Origin of the sequence: Anaerococcus nagyae (assembly GCF_017874535.1) — a bacterium.
In the GTDB taxonomy this organism is placed as follows: Bacteria; Bacillota; Clostridia; order Tissierellales; family Peptoniphilaceae; genus Anaerococcus; species Anaerococcus nagyae.
On sequence record NZ_JAGGLS010000013.1, the window covers coordinates 1 to 17,010 of the forward strand.

Consider the following 17,010-nt stretch of genomic DNA (forward strand, 5'->3'; position numbering starts at 1 on the left):
CTAAAACTGACTCGTCATACTACTTCTTAATTATACAAAAATAGTGCAAGATAGAAATAATTTCTTTCTTACACTATTTATGGTACTAAAAACTGGCGACTTAGCTCCCTTTTATTTATTTTCTTCTACATATTCAATTTTTTCCTTATCCATAACCGAATCTGTGATCATTTTGCTTGTTATATAAATTAGAAATGGAAGGACGATTGCATCATCCAAAATTCCTAAAAAAGGAATCATATCATTTATCAAATCGGCAGGCATTACTGCTTATAGAAATTCTCTAAAGCTTTCAAAGGAAAAGGGAATAAAATCTATAGCCTTTTCTTTAATTTCTGCAGGTATTTATGGATTTCCAGAAAAAGATGCGTTTTTTGTAGCAAAAAGAACAATCGATGAATTTTTAAAAGATAATGAAATGGAAGTTTATCTTTCCACTTTTGTAAAAGATATCCTGTCTTTAATTATGGGATAGGAAAAAGGGAGATAAAAAATTGAAAAAAATAATTTTTTCTGGTATAAATATTATTGTAGAAAATTTACAAATAATTACCCTAGGAGGTAAAATATGAAAATCTTTGAATCAATAAAAAATAGATGGGAAAAATTCTTGAAAAATCTAGCAGAAGAAAATAAAAAATCTTTTGGAAATGAAAAATTAGATTGTTGTTCAATGAACAAAAGATAATATAAATAAAGAAAAAAATGACCATGGCGGAGACTGTGTAAAATTTTGTGTATAGAAACCTCCTGATTAGGGTAAGTGAAAACTAATCAGGAGGAATTTTTATGCCAAGAAAAAGACCAGAGATAAAAAGAAGCAAAATAGCAAAAATGTTAATTGAAGAATATCAGCCTAAAAGTTCACAAGATATTCAAGAAGCACTAAAAGATCTTTTAGGCGATACAATGGAAGAACTTTTAAAAGCAGAATTAGATGAGCATTTAGACTATGAATATGGAGAAAAACCACTATCATTAAATACAAGAAATGGTACTAGTAAAAAACAGTTAGATCATCATATGGAAATATAGATTTAAACATATCAAGAGATAGAGAAGGAACATTTGAACCACAATCATTAAAGAAATATGAAAAAGACATATCAAACATAGAAAATCAAATAATATCAATGTATGGCAAAGGAATACCCTTGCCTAATAATATCATCAACTCATTTCATTCGTTGGATATTATTGGCTGGGGCAGGCCCTGGCAAAATAGACCAATAGAAAAAATCTATCCAATGGTCTTTTTAGACGCTATACACTACCATGTAAGAGAAAACAATATAGTAGTCAAAAAAGCAGTCTACATTGCCCTAGGCTATAACCTAGAAGGATTTAAAGAAATACTAGGACTATGGGTTGGAGAAAACGAATCAAGCAAATACTGGCTTTTAGTATTAAATGGTCTAAAAGAAAGAAGACTAGAAGATGTATTAATATTCTCAACAGACAATCTACCAGGATTTAGTGAGGCTATAGAAGCAGAATATCCAAGAGCAGAAATACATCCAAAAAGCGTTGGGAAAATCATGTATAATACATCAAATAAGAAACTCCACAAAGTATGTATCCTACAAAAACATAAAAGAATTAATGAAAGACCTAAAAGCAGTATACAAGGCACCAACAGAATACTTAGCCTTAACAAATTTAGGAGTCTTTGAAGAAAGATGGGGTAAAAACATCCAATGGGTGTAAGCTCTTGGAAAAACAACTGGACAGAATTATCGACATATTTTAAATATCCAGAAGGAATAAGAAAACTGATATATACAACAAATGCTATGGAAAACTTCAATAGGCAATTAAGAAAAGTGACCAAAAATAAAACCATATTTCCAAATGACTATGCTCTACAAAAAAGCTCCATTCCTATAGGAATGGACAAATATTGATACATAAAAAATGTATCAACCCTTACCCTTACTCAGGATTTAGGTTGATACACAAAATTATTTAAAGACCCGCAAAAACGGCTATGAGCATTAAACTCATAGCGCCTTTCTGCTTGCCACCTAAAGACTCTCTAAATCAGTTTTCTAAAATCCCTAATTCAATGAGCCTTTGCGCCAGTTTTTTTGATAATCACTTATTTTTTACTTTTATTTTGAGATTTAGATTTTTCTTTTTCTTCTTTACGTTTTTTAATAGAATCTTGGATTCCTTCTACTATAGCATCCATATCTGGTTCTTTCATTGCTTTTAATGAGCTTACCATGTTTAATTGCTCTGGAAGAACATCCATGAGTTTCATTTCTTCATCTAGATATTTTTCCATTTTTTCTCCTGCTTGTGGAGCCCATGAACCATTATCTATAATAGATACAGCTCTATTTTGAACGTTTAAGGCTTTCATATCTTCTATAAAATTTTGCATTAGTGGGTACACACCTAAGTTGTATGTTACTGATGCAAGTACTATATTTGAATATTTGAAGGCTTCTGCTATTAGAACTGAAACGTGAGTATTTGATACATCTCTTAGGCTGATATTTGTAATACCTGCTTCACAAAGTTTTGCGGCTAGAGCTTGAGCTGCAAATTCTGTATTACCATACATAGATGCATATACTATAAGTACACCATCTTCTTCTGGTTCATAGGTTGACCAATGTGTATATTTATCTAAGATATATCCAAAATCATCTCTCCATACAAGTCCGTGAAGTGGACAAATGTATTTAATGTCTAGCCCTCCTGCCTTTTCAAGAGCTTTTTGTACAAATGTTCCGTATTTTCCAACTATATTTGTGTAATAACGACGTGCTTCATCTAGATAGTCACGATCCCAGTCTACTTCATCTGCAAATAATCTACCATTATTTGCTATAAATGAACCAAAGGCATCTGCTGAGAATAATACTCCATCAGTTGTATCATAAGTCATTAGTACTTCTGGCCAGTGAACCATTGGTGCTTCTACGAAAGCTAAGGTATGCTTACCAAAGTTCATTGTATCGCCTTCTTTTACTTCGATATATCTATCATCTACGTGATATCCAAATTGTCTCATGAAAAGAATAGCTTTTTCACTTGAGATAATTTTAAGATTTGGATATTTTTGTAGCATAAGCTCGATTGATGAGCAGTGGTCTGGCTCCATGTGATTTACTATAAGATAATCTAGGTCACGTCCATCTAGTACACGGTCAACATTTAACATGTATTCACGTGTAATTGCCCAGTCTACTGCATCTACTAAAACTGTTTTTTCATCCATTAGTAAGTAGGAATTGTAGGAAACTCCTTCTGGAATAGGAAAAATATTTTCAAATAGGGCTAGTCTTCTATCATCCCCACCTACATAATATAAGTCATCTGTTACTTTTCTAACTGTATACATACTTGCCTACTTTCTATCCTCTGGGAATTCAACTTTAATGAATTCTTCTTTTGCTTCACCTGATACTGGAGAAACCCAGCTATCTGGTAACTTATCAAATGGTGTACCTGGTTCTACACCTTGAGTTGGATCTCCTACTTCTGGGTCATATTCATAACCTGAACCTAAATCTACATATAGATCTTCTTTTGGAGCCATCTTACGAGGTTTACTTCTCTTAACTTTTTTCATTGGTGGAGCTGGTTTCTTTTCTTCACCATTGTCTAATTCCTTTATTAATAATGGTAATACTTCTTTAAAGTCTCCAACTATACCATAGTCTGCATTTGCAAATATTGGAGCGTTTTTGCTGTTATTAATTGCAACTATTGTAGATGCATCACGGATACCTTTTAAGTGTTGTCCTGCTCCTGATACTCCTACACCGATATATAAGTTGTTTTTGAAGTTTTGTCCACTCATTCCTACGTATCTATCAAGTGGTACATATTTAAGAGTTTCTGCAACTGGTCTAGATGATGATATAGCCGCACCTGCTTGGTAAGCTAAGTCTTCTATAAGTTTCATATTCTCTTTTTCACCTATACCACGACCTGCTACTACTATTCTTTCAGCTTCTGTAACTGGTGTCCATGGGTCGATGCCTACTGTAAAATCATATCCGTCTTTTTTAAGAGCAGCTACTAAATTCTTAACAGCTTCTTTAGGATCTCCCTCAAAGATTTCGCCTTTTCTAACTCCTGCGATTGGGCCTTGTTTAGATTTTCCTCCAACTGTTTTAACTCTGGGAGGACGACCTACTGTGTTAGCTCCAACTACAACTCTCATAATTTCGTTGGTTCCTTCATAGATTTGAGTGATTTTTGCATCTCTAAAGAATCTTTCTACATCAACACCCTTAATAAATCCTGAACCACCGTAAAGTTGGATAGCTTCTGTTGTTATTTGCATAGCTAAGTCTGATGCAACTTGTTTAGCCATAGCAGCTTCCGCAGAGTATCTTTCATGATGAGTTTTTAGATCTGCCGCATGATAAATCATAAGTCTTGCACCATGTAGATATGTGGCCATATCAGCAAGTTTAAATGTATTTCTTTGTAAGTGGGCTATTGGCATACCAAATTGTTCACGTTCTTTAGCATAAGCTAGGGCTGATTCATAAGCTCCTTGACCTATACCTAAAGCTTGACTTGCTATACCAATTCTACCACCATCAAGTGTTTCCATGGCAATCTTAAAGCCTTGGCCTTCTTTACCTAATAAGTTTTCTTTAGGAACTTTTACGTTGTCAAAATGTAGCTCAGCTGTAGATGATGATCTTATACCTAATTTATCATAGTGATCAGAGAAGGTAAATCCTTCGAATTCCTTTTCTACTATGAAAGCTGAAATACCATGCGTTCCTATACCCGGTGTTGTTACTGCAAATACAACATAAGTATCAGCTTTTGGTGCATTTGTAATAAATATTTTTTTACCGTTGAGTATGTAATGATCTCCATCAAGCTCTGCTGTAGTTTCTGTACCACCTGCATCTGAACCTGCGTTTTCTTCTGTAAGACCAAATCCGCCTAATTTTTTACCACTTGCAAGAGGAGTTAGGTATTTTTTCTTTTGTTCTTCTGTACCATAAGCAAAGATTGGCCAAGAACCTAATGATGTATGAGCTGAACAGATTACTCCAACTCCGCCATCAACTCTAGATAATTCTTCTACTGTGATAGCATAAGAAATAGCATCTAAGCCGGCTCCACCATATTCTTTTGGATATGGTACACCCATAAATCCTAATTCGCCCATTTCTTTTACAATGTCATCTGGAAATTCATTTTTTTGATCAAGATCAAAAGCAATAGGTTTTACTTTCTCTTCAGCAAAAGCTCTAACTTTTTTACGTAGTGCTTCATGCTCGTCTGTAGTTCTAAATAGCATTTAAACCTCCTTAAATTTACTATCTAAATTAAGTATAACTCGCTGAAAACGTTTTGTCAATTCCTACTTTTTTGCTATAGATAAAAAGAGACAGGAAAACGGCTAAATTACCCATCCTGTCTTAATTTTTTATTAAAAATATTTATGAAATTTTTTATTTTCTTTTTACTTCTACAGCTATACTTTTATCATTAAGTTCTATAGAATTTATATCTACATTCTTTCTTTCTAAAGTATCTGCTAAAGTTTCTGATCTTATTTCATCTGCAAATTTTTCTATTGACCTATTAAGATCATCATCACACTGATAAGCAATATCTATTCTATCTGTTACTTCAAATCCAGAATCTTTTCTCATATTTTGGATTTTTGAAATAAATTCTCTTGCATAGCCCTCGTCTTTTAGATCTTCTGTAATTTCTGTATCTAAAACAACAAATACATTGCCATCTATTTCTACATCAAAACCTTCTTTGGCAGAGATTCTTACATCTAAGTAATCTCTTTCAACTTGATATTTTTCTCCATCTAGGTCAATTTCAACAGGGCCCGCTTCAGTCCTTGATACAAAATCTTTAGCATCTACATTTTGTAGGTATTTACCAAAGTCATTTACCTTGGATTGGAATATACGTCCTACTACTCTAAAATCTGGCTTTAAGAAATAATCCATAAATTCAGATAAGTCTTCAGCAAACTCAACTTCCTTGATATTTAGCTCTTCTTTTATGAGAGGAACTAGGCCTACTATTCTTTGTTCATAAGATCCATCTACAATTATTTTTGCAAGTGGTTGGCGAACCTTTAGTGACTCTTTTTCACGTGAAGCACGTCCTAAGTTTACAATCTTACGAACTAAATCCATATCAGCTTCTAGATTTGTATCTATTAAAGAATCATTAGCTTCTGGAAGAAGTTCTGTATGGACAGTCTTTGCACCAGTTAAGTTTCTGTAAACTTCTTCAGCTATAAATGGTGTTATAGGAGCTATTAATTTTGCTATAGTAATTAGCGCATCATAAGTCGTCTTGTAAACAGCTTTTTTGGATTCTGTAAGTTCACTAGTCCAGAATCTCTTTCTATTACGACGTATATACCAATTTGAAAGATCCTCTACTACAAAATCAGAAATCATATGAACTACTTTGTTATATTCAAAGATTTCCATTTGCTCATAATAGTCTTTTACTAGGGAATTAAGTCTAGAATATAACCACTTATCTATCTTTTCTAAATTAACATCACCAATATTTACTAAATCTTCTACTTCTAAGTTATCTGTATTGGCATATAGACTAAAGAAATTATATACATTTTCATAAGTTCTAAAGAAGTTGTTTTTAACTTCTATTAGACCTTGTTCGTCAAATTTCGTTTGCATCCAAGCTGGTGATACATATAAAGAATAGAATCTAACTGCATCTGCACCATACTTATCGAAAAGTTCAAATGGATCTAGGGTGTTGCCCTTTGATTTACTCATTTTTTGTCCATCTTTATCTACTACTAGGTCATTTACAAGAACATTTTTGTATGGAGCTTTTCCCATAGTTATAGTAGAAATTGCCATTAATGAGTAGAACCATCCACGAGTTTGATCTATGCCTTCACATATAAAATCAGCTGGGTAGTAATTTTCAAATAAATCTTTATTTTCAAACGGATAATGTAACTGTGCAAAAGGCATTGCTCCTGAATCGAACCAAACATCTATTACATCTGGGACTCTATGCATTGTCCCACCACAATGTTCACATTTTATAGATACATTATCTACATATGGTCTGTGTAGTTCTATATTTTCATCTATATCCTCTGTGGCAAGTTCTGCTAGCTCTTTTCGAGATCCTACTGTACGTGTGTGCCCACAATCATCACATTTCCAAATGTTAAGTGGTGTACCCCAGTAACGGCTTCTTGATATTGCCCAATCTTTTACATTTGCTATCCAATTACCAAAGCGCTTTTCACCTATAGTTGCAGGAAACCAATTTACATTTTTATTATTTTCTACCATCTCATCTGAAAATTTGCTCATTTCTATATACCAAGATGGTTTTGCATAATAAACAAGTGGTGTATGACATCTCCAACAGTGTGGATAATTATGCTCTATAGTTTGTTTTTTGAATACTTTGCCATCATTTACTAAATGATGCCAAATGTCTTCGTTAGTGTCAAAAATAAATTGGCCTTTCCAAGGAGTTTCTGTAAAATTACCTTCCAAATCAACTGGCTGTACAAAGGCTAAACCATATTTTCTACCTATTTGATAGTCATCCTCACCAAAGGCTGGTGCAGAGTGAACTATACCTGTGCCGTCTTCTGCTGAAACATAGTCAGCTAAGGTTATTATAAATGCATGATCAGAATCTACATCTACATATGGTAAAAGTTGCTCATATTTCATGTATTCCATTTCAGAGCCCTTTAAAGTTTCTACTACTTCATATTCGTGACCTTCCATTAGACTTTCTGAAAGAGATTTTGCCATGTAATAATAGCAATCATCAGTTTTATCATAAATTTTCACATATTCTAATTCTGGATTTACTGAAAGTGCAACGTTTGATGGAAGTGTCCATGGTGTAGTTGTCCATGCTAGGAAGTATTCATTTTCTGTATCTTTTTTCTTAAACTTAACTGTAAGAGTTATAGTTTTATCCATCTGATAACCTTGGGCAACTTCATGGCTTGCAAGTCCTGTACCACATCTTGGACAGTATGGCATAACCTTTGCTCCCTCATAGATTAGACCTTTTTTAAAAGCATTATCTAGAAGATACCATTCAGTTTCTACATAGTCATTATCCATAGTTATATATGGATGATCCATATCGTATAAATATCCCATCCTATCTGACATATCACGCCACATATCAGAATAAGTCCATACAGACTCCTTACATAACTTGTTAAACTTTTCTATACCATAATCTTCTATGTCATTCTTATCATGGAAGTCTAATTTTTTCTCTACTTCTATTTCTACTGGCAAACCATGTGTATCCCAGCCAGCTTTTTTAAGAACTTTATAACCTTTCATATTCTTATAACGACTAGTCATATCTTTTAAAGTTCTAGCTATGACGTGATGAATGCCTGGTTTACCATTTGCTGTTGGAGGTCCATCATATATTATATATTCCTCAGCATCTTCACGAGATTTAAAAGTTTGGTCCAGTAGGTCTATTTCTTGCCAATACTTTTCTATCTCTCCTTCACGTTTACGGGTTTGATTAGTATCTAAAGACTTAAACTCACTCATTTCTTCTCCTTACTAAAAAAGGACCGTCCATACAGACGATCCACTTATTTCAATAGTTACTCTTAACGATTGGTTTTCGTAATAAGCTACTTTTTTCACTTACTAAACTAAAAGATGATATTCACTCTTACTTTCACTAGCACATCTCACCAACCATGCCTCTCTAAAGTTTCCATAAAAGTTACTGGTCTTTATAACATTTGTATAATATTCTAATTAAATAATACTTATTAGTTTTCTATTGTCAAGCTATATGTGTTTAATGATCTTAAATTTCTCTAAAGTAAATACATCGTGACTATCTACATTTGCCTTTTCTATAGCATCCTCAAACATTTGATAGTCTGATTCGTAGTCGTTTCTAAATACCATAGCACTGTTATTATTGTATTTTAAAAGCAAACCGTGATACATTCCAAATTCTTCCATATATTGAATTTGCTTGACTTTTGTCACTTCATAAACCATTATATTTAGCTCATCCACATTGCCATCTGTTAAATCTATACCATTATTAAAAACAGCTACGTTTACAGCTTCATGAATTACATCCAGACCTATATCAGAACGAGTAGGGTAGATTGATCCACTAAATTCTGTTTTGTCATCTCTATTTACTATAACTATAGCTCCATTATTATTACTTTTAAAACTATCATCATAATCATTTATATATTTTTTATTATCCAAGTAATATTGTATAGAATCCTTGGCCAGTTTTACTAATTGATCCATATTATTTATCTAATAATCCTTCTATATCTTTTGCTATATTTTCAGGTTTCTTTTGTGAAGAATAGCGTTCTACTACATTACCTTGTCTATCTATTAAAAACTTTGTAAAATTCCATTTAATCTTATCCCCAAAAATGCCTCCTTGAGAATTTTTTAAGAAAGTATAAAGAGGATCTTCATTTTCTCCATTTACATCTATTTTATCAAACCTATCAAAAGTTGTTCCAAATCTTGCTGTGCAGAAATTAGCTATCTCTTCATTCGTGCCTGGAGCTTGTCCTCCAAATTGATTGCATGGAAAATCCAATACTTCAAATCCACGATCTTTATAAGTTTCATACAACTTTTGAAGACCATCATACTGAGGTGTAAATCCACATTCCGTAGCTGTATTTACTATTAATAAGACTTTTTCTCTATATTTATCAAGGGAAACTTCCTTACCTTCTGTATCTTTTACTTTAAAATCATAAATAGTCGTCATATAAACTCCTTTGTTTAACTCTGCTAATATTATACGTTATATTTATAACGTTTAAAGATATCATAATACACACAAAAGTGACTGTTGCAGAATGAATAAATCGTCCTAAAATCATTAGGAGAACCTTCTAATTATGGAACGATAATTATTCATAGTTTTGCAACAGTCTCTCAATCTACACTTATATTTGTAAATCAAAAAGATAACCTAAATCTTTTACAGAATTATAAATATATATTATCCTGTGGTCTTCTCTTTGACTTTGTTCATAGAAGTACTTTGTTCCATCTGCTTTTTCTATAGAATTAATAGATTCTAGTAATCGATTATAATTTTCTATATTAGAACTTTCTGTATCCATAATCTGTTTGAACCCTCTGACCTTTTCGTAATAGTCTTTACCTATGCTTTTTTCGTCTAAAGTCGTAGTAGTATCTTTAAGTTTTAACTGATAAATATCAAAATAATCATTACCAAAAGCTCGCTCAGATTTATAAACCTCTGTCATTTCATATGGCCCAAATATCTTTGCTATACCGTTAGAATTTTGTTTAAAAAAACTATATAAAAGTCCTGCTAGAAGAAAGATCCCAACTACTACAAATATCAACTCTTTGCTTTTTCTTTTATATCTCATTTTCTTCTCTCCTTAGCTTAGTTTTATACTATATATTTACCCAAGAGAGAAAGATAAAAGTTTCATCCTACCAAGCTGGAAATTCTGATCCTTTTGATGATTCGTCTACTATTTTTTTAGTTTGATCTGTATGATAATAATTATCTACTAAGTCTTTTAGTATAGCGCTATCCTTGTTAGCTTGTGTTGTAGCTATAACATTTACGTAGATTTGCTTATCAGGGTCTTTAGGATCTTCTAAGAAGAGAGCATCTTCTGATGGTATCAAATCCGCATCTACTGCTATTCCTGAATTAACACAAGCTATGTCTACATCATCTAAACTTCTTGCCGTTTGAGATGATCCAAGGGTTATAATTTCAAGGTTTTGTGGATTTTCTGTTATATCATCTGTTGTTATATTGTCTCCATTTTCACCATTGACTTTAATAAGACCTGCAGTTTGAAGCAAAAATAATGATCTTGCTGAATTTGATGGATCATCTGGAATTGCTACTCTAGCTCCATCTTTTAAATCTTTAATATCGGTTATTTTTGATGAATATATTCCAAGAGGAGCAATCATAGTATCTCCTATAGAAACTACGTCCGAACCACTTTCTTCATTAAATTCTTTCAAAAATTTCTTATGTTGGAAAGCATTTAGATCAATGTCTCCAGCTATTAAAGCTTCATTTGGTTCTCTATATTCTGAGAATTTAACTAACTCTAATTTTCTATCATTACCAGCATTATATCTTTCTATAATATCATCCCAAACTTCGTTATGTTCACCACAAACGCCTACTTTAATAACATCTTTACCTTCTAGTGGATCTGTACTTGTAGCTTCTTCCGTCTTTGCATTATTTTCTGCAGGCTGTTTAGTTTCATTATTATTTGCTCCACATGAGCTAAGTCCTAATATCAAGGCTAATCCTAGACCTATTTTACTTATTCTTTTCAAATTATTCTCCTAAATTTATTTTACCAAGATGCTATCCAAGCACCATTTGTGTATTTATCATAATCTTTTTTTGTTTCATCTGTTTGATAATATTTTACAAGTTCTTTGTATGCTTCATTGTCTTTATCTTCAGCTCTTGCAGCAATAACATTTACATAAATCTTAGCATCTGGATCTTCTGGATCTTCTAGATAAATAGCATCTTCTTTTGGACTTAAACCAGAATCTAAGGCGAAGTTATCATTTATGGCAGCTGCTACCACATCATCTAAACTTCTTGCCGTTTGAGCTGGATCCATTTCTATAAATTCTAAGTTCTTTGGATTTTCTGTTATATCATCTAGGGTAATTGATTCTCCTGGTTCGCCCTTTACTTTTATAATTCCTGCACTTTGTAAGAGGAATAAGGCTCTTGGGCCATTGGATGGGTCATTTGAAATAGCTATCCTATCTCCATCTTTTAAATCATCTAAGCTTTTTATTTGATTTGAATAAAATCCTAATGGAGCAAGCATTGTATCACCAATTGAAACTACTTTTTCCTCGCCTTGTTCATCATTGAATTCATTTAAAAATTTATAATGCTGATAGCTATTTACATCTATGTCTCCACTTATAAGTGCTTCATTTGGTTGAGCATAATCAGAGAATTTAACTAATTCCGCTTTTTTGCCTGTTCCTTCTTCATATCTTTTGATAACTTCATCCCAAACTTCATTTTTTTCACCTACAACACCAATTTTAATTGTATCACTTACTTCTGTTTGAGCTTTATCTTCTGTACCTTTGTTTGTACTTTCATTTGCATCATTTGATCCACATGCGCTTAATCCTAATGCTAGAGCTAATCCTAAAGTTAATTTTCCTAATTTGTTCATTACTTTCCTCCTTAATGACTTGTTTTTCTAATTAGTAAATTTGCAACGGCCTGAATAATAAATACGACTACTAATATCAAAATAACACTTACTACTACAACGTCGTCTTTGTAGCGTTGATAACCTACAGCTATGGCTAAATCACCTATTCCTCCACCACCTATAAGTCCTGCCATAGCAGTTAAACTTAAAAGTGATATGAGAGTAATGGATGAAGCTCTTATTATACTTGGAAGTCCTTCTCTTAAATAAACACTAGTTATAATCTGAAATGGAGAAGCTCCCATAGATTCTGCAGCTTCAATCTTACCTGGATCTACATCTGCTAAAGCCTGCTCAACTTGTCTTGCAAAAAATGGTACACAAGAAAATACTAGGGGTACTATAGCAGCCTTTGGGCCAATTCTAGTATTAACAATATTTTTTGTAATAGGAGCTACAAGAGCCACTAAGATTACAAAAGGAATAGATCTAAAAATATTTGTCAGCTTATCAAGTATGCTATACACAACTTTATTTTCCAAAATCCTATTCCTGTCAGTAACAACCATTATTACCCCAAGGATTAAACCAAATATTCCTGCAAATATTGCTGAGAAAAATAACATATATAAGGTTGTCTTAAAGTTCTGGGCTATCCTATCTCTTATGGAGTAGGAATAATCAAAAAATCCCATCTTTACCTCCTAAAACTTCTACATCAACATTTCTTTCTTCTAAATAATCTCCTATCTTACCTAAATTTTCTCTATCTCCTGAAAGACTTACTATAAGATTTCCTACTGGAATTCCTGTTATAAACTCTATATTTCCTGCAAGTACATTGGTCTTTACTCCAAACTTATCATAAAGGTCATTTATAAGAGGTTCTGTAGTAGATGCTCCTATGTAATTTAGCTTTACAAGTAACTCATTATCCTTAAGAATTCCAATATTTTGCTTAACTTCTTCTATAGTTTCAGCTACATTTGTAGAAGTTTCTACAAATTCTCTAGTTAATGGTTCTTTAGGCTTTGCAAAAATTTCTATGGTTGGTCCTGCTTCTATGATCTTACCTGCTTGCATTACCGCACACTTATTACATAGGTCTTTTACAACTTCCATTTGATGAGTAATGATAACTATAGTAAGACCAAGCTTCGCATTAAGATCTTTTAAAAGTTTTAATATTTGCTTAGTAGTTTTGGGATCTAGGGCACTTGTTGCTTCATCACAAAGTAAGATTTCTGGATCAGATGCTAAAGCTCTTGCTATAGCACATCTTTGTTGTTGTCCTCCTGATAATTCTCTTGGGTAATTATCAGCTTTATCTCCTATACCAACTACTTGTAAAAGATCCTTAGCTTTTTTAACCTTTTCTTCCTTAGGAATTTTTAATTTTCTTATAGGGTAGATCACATTATCTAGGACTGTAATATTATTTAAGAGATTAAAATGTTGAAAGATCATTCCTATGTTCTTTCTCCTTGCTCTAAGTTCTTTCTTAGGTAAATCTAAAATATTTTCTCCATTTATAAGGACTTCACCAGATGTAGGTCTTTGAAGAAGATTTATAGTTCTGACAAGTGTTGATTTCCCAGCTCCAGAAAATCCTACTATTCCATATATATCATTTTTTTCTACCTTTAGATTTACATTGTCTACAGCCTTAAAGCCATCGAAGTCTACTATTATATTTTTTAAATCAATCATCAAAAGCTCCTTTTAGGAAGTCTAGTGCAAATTTTACTTGTAGTCCTACAGCGTATTTGATCCCTTCTGGATTTATATCAAATTCCGGTGTATGAGATCCTGCTGAAATTCCATTTTTCTCATCTCTTACTCCAAACTTGGTATAAACTGATGGACAAAGTTTAGAATATCCAAAAAATGATTCTGAGCCATAAGTGGGATTACCATCTAAGAAGGAGGTTGGATAAATATCATTAAGAGATGTTATAACTTTTTCCGCAAGATCTGGATCATTGATAGTTGGATAAGCAACTATTCTTGTATAATCAGAAAATTCCACATAGCATTTATGAGCCCTAGCAGTAGTATTTACTACCTCTTTTAAAACTTCGAGAGCATCTTCCCCAGCTTTATCATCAAAAAATCTCAATGTCCCTTTTACATTACATCTATCAGGAATAACATTTGAAGCAGATCCACCATTTATAGAGCCAAGTCCAAAAGTTACTGTCTTACTTACATCAAGTTGGTTAACCCAAGCTGTTGTAAGAGCAGTAACAATATTTGCAGTAGCTGTAAGAGGATTGATGCACTTATCTGGTCTTGAACCGTGACCTCCCTTACCAATAACATCAAATTCTACTCCAGCACATCCTGCATGAGATGGGCCTTTTAAGACTTTTATTTGTCCTACTTCTAAAAATGGTAATTGATGGTTACCATAGCAAGCATCTAAATCTTTATCTTTTAAGTGCTCAACCATTGCATCGATCCCACCTCCAGTTTCTTCACCTTCTTCAAAGATAAAGTAAATTTTTCCACTTAGTTCATCTTTAAAATCGGTTAGAATCTTTGCTGTTGTTAAAAGTGTAGCCATATGTGAATCATGTCCACAAGCATGACTTACTCCCTTATTTTTTGAAACTACAGTCTTTTTATTTTTTAAATTGTTCTCACTTTCTAGTATAGGAAGTGCATCTATATCAGTTCTAATTCCTAAAGTATTACCAGTTTTTCCTGTATCAAGCAATGCTGTAAATCCAGTAGTATTTTTTGCATCTTCTACTAAAAGACCGAGCCTTTCACATTCTTTTTTTAAATATTCTGCTGTCTTATATTCTTTATCACTTACTTCAGGATTTTCGTGTAAGTAATTTCTCCGACTTACAGTATCAGCAAAGTATTGGTCTATTTTCTCTTTTATTTTTTCATTACTTGCCATAAATTACCTTTCTAAATTTGTCAATAAAAAAACGCCCTTAAATTCTATTTCTAGAATCTAAGGACGATATTATTCGCGTTACCACCTTAATTTATGTATACTCACGCATACATACTCTCATCAAGTACTATCATACTCTACTTCTATAACGGGAAGTCCCGTGCAAATCTAATATCGACTTGCCCCATCAAAGGCCATCTTCATCTAAACTTTTAGTCACCCATCTCACCAATACTGGGCTCTCTGTAGATTATCCATCTAGACTACTCTTCTTTTCATATGGTTTTGTAAAACTATTTGATGAAAATATAATACCACCAAAGAAATTCTTTGTCAAACATTTTTTGAAATTTATAAATATAAATGAATATCTTTCATTTTTAAAAGTATAAAAAAATTGGAGGCTAGTTAGCCTCCAAGGGTGGTAAAATAAATTCATTTATAATATACTCGCTAAAATAGTATTTGCAAGACTAAATACCACTTTCTCTAAAATACCTATAAGGAAATTTGTACCATCTTGGATTTGGCATATAGTCTTTTATATTTTTTGAAAGTTTTTTAGAAAAATATTCTTCTAGTTCATAAAGACGATTTTTTCTTATTTCAAAATACTGATTCTTGCCATGATTTTGGGCTACTCCTTCACACCTTTTTTCTATACCTAGAAATTCAGTTTTTATGAGTCCATCTAAAAGTTGAATTAATAAATCATAATCGTTATACTCATTATATTTAAGGAAATTTTCTACAAAGACCTTATCCTTATCAGAAACATTCCAATCTCCCACATAAGCATTAACATTTGTTACTTGAAAACTATGAGTAAGAGCTATTCTTGCTGGAAAAAAATAAGAATCTGCCCTAAGTATCTTATAGCCTTTTAAAAAATGAGCTGCATCTTTTTTATAATATGATTTTCCTATATCATGGAGTGCACCACAGGCAATTGCTACATCTGGATCAAGACCTAGTTCAGGCGCCATATTTTTTGCTGTTTGCCCTACTATCCATGAGTGAAGAACCCACTTCCCAGGACTTTTCTCATACCCTTCTTCTAAATATGCTATTATTTTATCTTTATTTGGAATATTGCCAAAACCATCTTTATACATTTTTTCTTATCTTTCCATATGTGTATATAGTTTTATCCTCTGTAGATCTAAGCCTATAATCTACCTCTTTGTTATCTTCACTATATTCGCCAATTATTATTTCTTTATTTCTGATTTCATTTTTATAAACTATATTAATAAATTTTATGTCCTTAGTGCTTAAAGAACAAAGATCAGATATATAATCAAAATACACAGCATTATTTACATGAAAATTGCTGTCTATATCAGTATACCTTATTTCTATATTTTTATGCTTATTAAAGCTATCTTCATAAGTCAAATCTTCTTTTTCATAAATAAGCGGGTCATTACCATAAGCTTTTATAAGTTCTTTGCTCATTTTTACAGGTCTCATTCTTTCTATATCTATTAATAAAAATAATCCATAGGCCTTAACTATTATTTCTCCATCTCTTTTTATATAGACATTTCTATGAGCATAGAATTTGTGTGTACCTACAACATTGGTAGTCACTTCTACTTCATCAAATTCCTTTATTACATCTATAATTTCAATATCCCAAGAATAAACTATCCACCTGAATTTTGACATATCAATATCTTTTTCTAATATATGTGAATGAGTTAAGGATGTATCTGCCAAAAGATTAGCTAAATTTCTCAAGGATAAATTTTGATATCTATCACAGAGCATGTAGGGTATTTTAAAAGTTCTTGTATAAGACATAATTCCTTCTTTCTTGTTAGTATCATTTATATTTTTATAAAAATTTAATAATTATTGTATAAAAAAAACACACCAATCA

General features: G+C 32.3%; 16 protein-coding genes, 1 pseudogene and 1 other annotated feature. Of the genes and pseudogenes, 3 read left to right on the forward strand and 14 right to left on the reverse strand.

Annotated features, from left to right (window positions below; translation table 11 throughout):
* Nucleotides 1-111: 111 nt before the first annotated feature.
* Complete coding sequence (locus J2Z39_RS08160; protein WP_245325759.1) at nt 112-264, reverse strand: YkvA family protein; 153 nt, start codon at nt 262-264, stop codon at nt 112-114.
* 52 nt (nt 265-316) lie between these two features.
* Between J2Z39_RS08160 and J2Z39_RS08165 the strand changes: the two genes are divergently transcribed.
* The 3 genes and pseudogenes from J2Z39_RS08165 to J2Z39_RS08725 all read left to right on the forward strand — a co-directional run.
* Nucleotides 317-475 carry a macro domain-containing protein gene (locus J2Z39_RS08165; protein WP_342589598.1) on the forward strand — a complete coding sequence of 53 codons (159 nt, stop codon included), beginning with the start codon at nt 317-319 and terminating at the stop codon, nt 473-475.
* A 93-nt stretch (nt 476-568) separates the two neighbouring features.
* Nucleotides 569-688, forward strand: coding sequence for an LDCC motif putative metal-binding protein (locus J2Z39_RS08645; RefSeq protein WP_281063119.1), 120 nt, complete (start codon nt 569-571; stop codon nt 686-688).
* Between the two features lie 101 nt (nt 689-789).
* Nucleotides 790-1,874 (forward strand): annotated as a pseudogene (locus tag J2Z39_RS08725) (IS256 family transposase); the annotation flags it as partial.
* Nucleotides 1,875-2,098: 224 nt separating this feature from the next.
* Here J2Z39_RS08725 and J2Z39_RS08175 read toward each other — a convergent pair.
* The 13 genes from J2Z39_RS08175 to J2Z39_RS08235 all read right to left on the reverse strand — a co-directional run bounded on the left by J2Z39_RS08175 (nt 2,099) and on the right by J2Z39_RS08235 (nt 16,931).
* Nucleotides 2,099-3,352 (reverse strand): FprA family A-type flavoprotein, encoded by a 1,254-nt coding sequence (locus J2Z39_RS08175; RefSeq protein WP_209814730.1) that lies wholly within the window; start codon nt 3,350-3,352, stop codon nt 2,099-2,101.
* A 6-nt stretch (nt 3,353-3,358) separates the two neighbouring features.
* Nucleotides 3,359-5,284, reverse strand: a complete 1,926-nt coding sequence (locus J2Z39_RS08180; protein ID WP_117521890.1) for an acyl-CoA dehydrogenase family protein — start codon at nt 5,282-5,284, stop codon at nt 3,359-3,361.
* A gap of 154 nt (nt 5,285-5,438) precedes the next feature.
* A complete protein-coding gene (ileS, locus tag J2Z39_RS08185; RefSeq protein WP_117521891.1) occupies nt 5,439-8,552 on the reverse strand; it encodes an isoleucine--tRNA ligase in 3,114 nt (1,037 codons plus the stop codon).
* Between the two features lie 249 nt (nt 8,553-8,801).
* Nucleotides 8,802-9,287, reverse strand: coding sequence for a hypothetical protein (locus J2Z39_RS08190; protein WP_117521892.1), 486 nt, complete (start codon nt 9,285-9,287; stop codon nt 8,802-8,804).
* A gap of 1 nt (nt 9,288) precedes the next feature.
* Entirely contained in the window at nt 9,289-9,771 is a 483-nt protein-coding gene (locus tag J2Z39_RS08195; protein ID WP_209814731.1) for a glutathione peroxidase, read from the reverse strand.
* Nucleotides 9,772-9,952: 181 nt separating this feature from the next.
* A complete protein-coding gene (locus tag J2Z39_RS08200) occupies nt 9,953-10,408 on the reverse strand; it encodes a hypothetical protein (protein ID WP_117521894.1) in 456 nt (151 codons plus the stop codon).
* A gap of 67 nt (nt 10,409-10,475) precedes the next feature.
* On the reverse strand, nt 10,476-11,354 hold the full coding sequence (locus J2Z39_RS08205; RefSeq protein ID WP_209814732.1) for a MetQ/NlpA family ABC transporter substrate-binding protein: 879 nt from the start codon (nt 11,352-11,354) through the stop codon (nt 10,476-10,478).
* A gap of 20 nt (nt 11,355-11,374) precedes the next feature.
* Nucleotides 11,375-12,232 (reverse strand): MetQ/NlpA family ABC transporter substrate-binding protein, encoded by an 858-nt coding sequence (locus tag J2Z39_RS08210; protein WP_101540364.1) that lies wholly within the window; start codon nt 12,230-12,232, stop codon nt 11,375-11,377.
* 11 nt (nt 12,233-12,243) lie between these two features.
* Nucleotides 12,244-12,909, reverse strand: a complete 666-nt coding sequence (locus J2Z39_RS08215) for a methionine ABC transporter permease (protein ID WP_117521896.1) — start codon at nt 12,907-12,909, stop codon at nt 12,244-12,246.
* Nucleotides 12,896-13,924, reverse strand: a complete 1,029-nt coding sequence (locus J2Z39_RS08220) for a methionine ABC transporter ATP-binding protein (RefSeq protein ID WP_209814734.1) — start codon at nt 13,922-13,924, stop codon at nt 12,896-12,898. The genes J2Z39_RS08215 and J2Z39_RS08220 overlap by 14 nt, the downstream gene beginning before the upstream one ends.
* Entirely contained in the window at nt 13,917-15,125 is a 1,209-nt protein-coding gene (locus J2Z39_RS08225) for a M20 metallopeptidase family protein (protein ID WP_209814736.1), read from the reverse strand. Before J2Z39_RS08225 ends, J2Z39_RS08220 begins: the two co-directional genes overlap by 8 nt.
* A gap of 56 nt (nt 15,126-15,181) precedes the next feature.
* Nucleotides 15,182-15,413, reverse strand: a binding site (T-box leader).
* Nucleotides 15,414-15,598: 185 nt separating this feature from the next.
* Nucleotides 15,599-16,240: an HDIG domain-containing metalloprotein gene (locus J2Z39_RS08230; protein WP_209814738.1), complete on the reverse strand. Its 642-nt coding sequence runs from the start codon at nt 16,238-16,240 to the stop codon at nt 15,599-15,601.
* The gene (locus J2Z39_RS08235) at nt 16,233-16,931 is read right to left on the reverse strand and encodes an acyl-[acyl-carrier-protein] thioesterase (protein ID WP_209814740.1); all 699 of its coding nucleotides are present in this window, start codon (nt 16,929-16,931) and stop codon (nt 16,233-16,235) included. Before J2Z39_RS08235 ends, J2Z39_RS08230 begins: the two co-directional genes overlap by 8 nt.
* Nucleotides 16,932-17,010 lie beyond the last annotated feature (79 nt).

Coding starts and splice junctions, on each gene's coding strand:
- J2Z39_RS08160 (WP_245325759.1), bottom strand. CDS start 264: ATGCCTGCCGATTTGATAAATGATATGATTCCTTTTTTAGGAATTTTG.
- J2Z39_RS08645 (WP_281063119.1), top strand. CDS start 569: ATGAAAATCTTTGAATCAATAAAAAATAGATGGGAAAAATTCTTGAAA.
- J2Z39_RS08175 (WP_209814730.1), bottom strand. CDS start 3,352: ATGTATACAGTTAGAAAAGTAACAGATGACTTATATTATGTAGGTGGG.
- J2Z39_RS08180 (WP_117521890.1), bottom strand. CDS start 5,284: ATGCTATTTAGAACTACAGACGAGCATGAAGCACTACGTAAAAAAGTT.
- ileS (WP_117521891.1), bottom strand. CDS start 8,552: ATGAGTGAGTTTAAGTCTTTAGATACTAATCAAACCCGTAAACGTGAA.
- J2Z39_RS08190 (WP_117521892.1), bottom strand. CDS start 9,287: ATGGATCAATTAGTAAAACTGGCCAAGGATTCTATACAATATTACTTG.
- J2Z39_RS08195 (WP_209814731.1), bottom strand. CDS start 9,771: ATGACGACTATTTATGATTTTAAAGTAAAAGATACAGAAGGTAAGGAA.
- J2Z39_RS08200 (WP_117521894.1), bottom strand. CDS start 10,408: ATGAGATATAAAAGAAAAAGCAAAGAGTTGATATTTGTAGTAGTTGGG.
- J2Z39_RS08210 (WP_101540364.1), bottom strand. CDS start 12,232: ATGAACAAATTAGGAAAATTAACTTTAGGATTAGCTCTAGCATTAGGA.
- J2Z39_RS08215 (WP_117521896.1), bottom strand. CDS start 12,909: ATGGGATTTTTTGATTATTCCTACTCCATAAGAGATAGGATAGCCCAG.
- J2Z39_RS08220 (WP_209814734.1), bottom strand. CDS start 13,924: ATGATTGATTTAAAAAATATAATAGTAGACTTCGATGGCTTTAAGGCT.
- J2Z39_RS08225 (WP_209814736.1), bottom strand. CDS start 15,125: ATGGCAAGTAATGAAAAAATAAAAGAGAAAATAGACCAATACTTTGCT.
- J2Z39_RS08230 (WP_209814738.1), bottom strand. CDS start 16,240: ATGTATAAAGATGGTTTTGGCAATATTCCAAATAAAGATAAAATAATA.
- J2Z39_RS08235 (WP_209814740.1), bottom strand. CDS start 16,931: ATGTCTTATACAAGAACTTTTAAAATACCCTACATGCTCTGTGATAGA.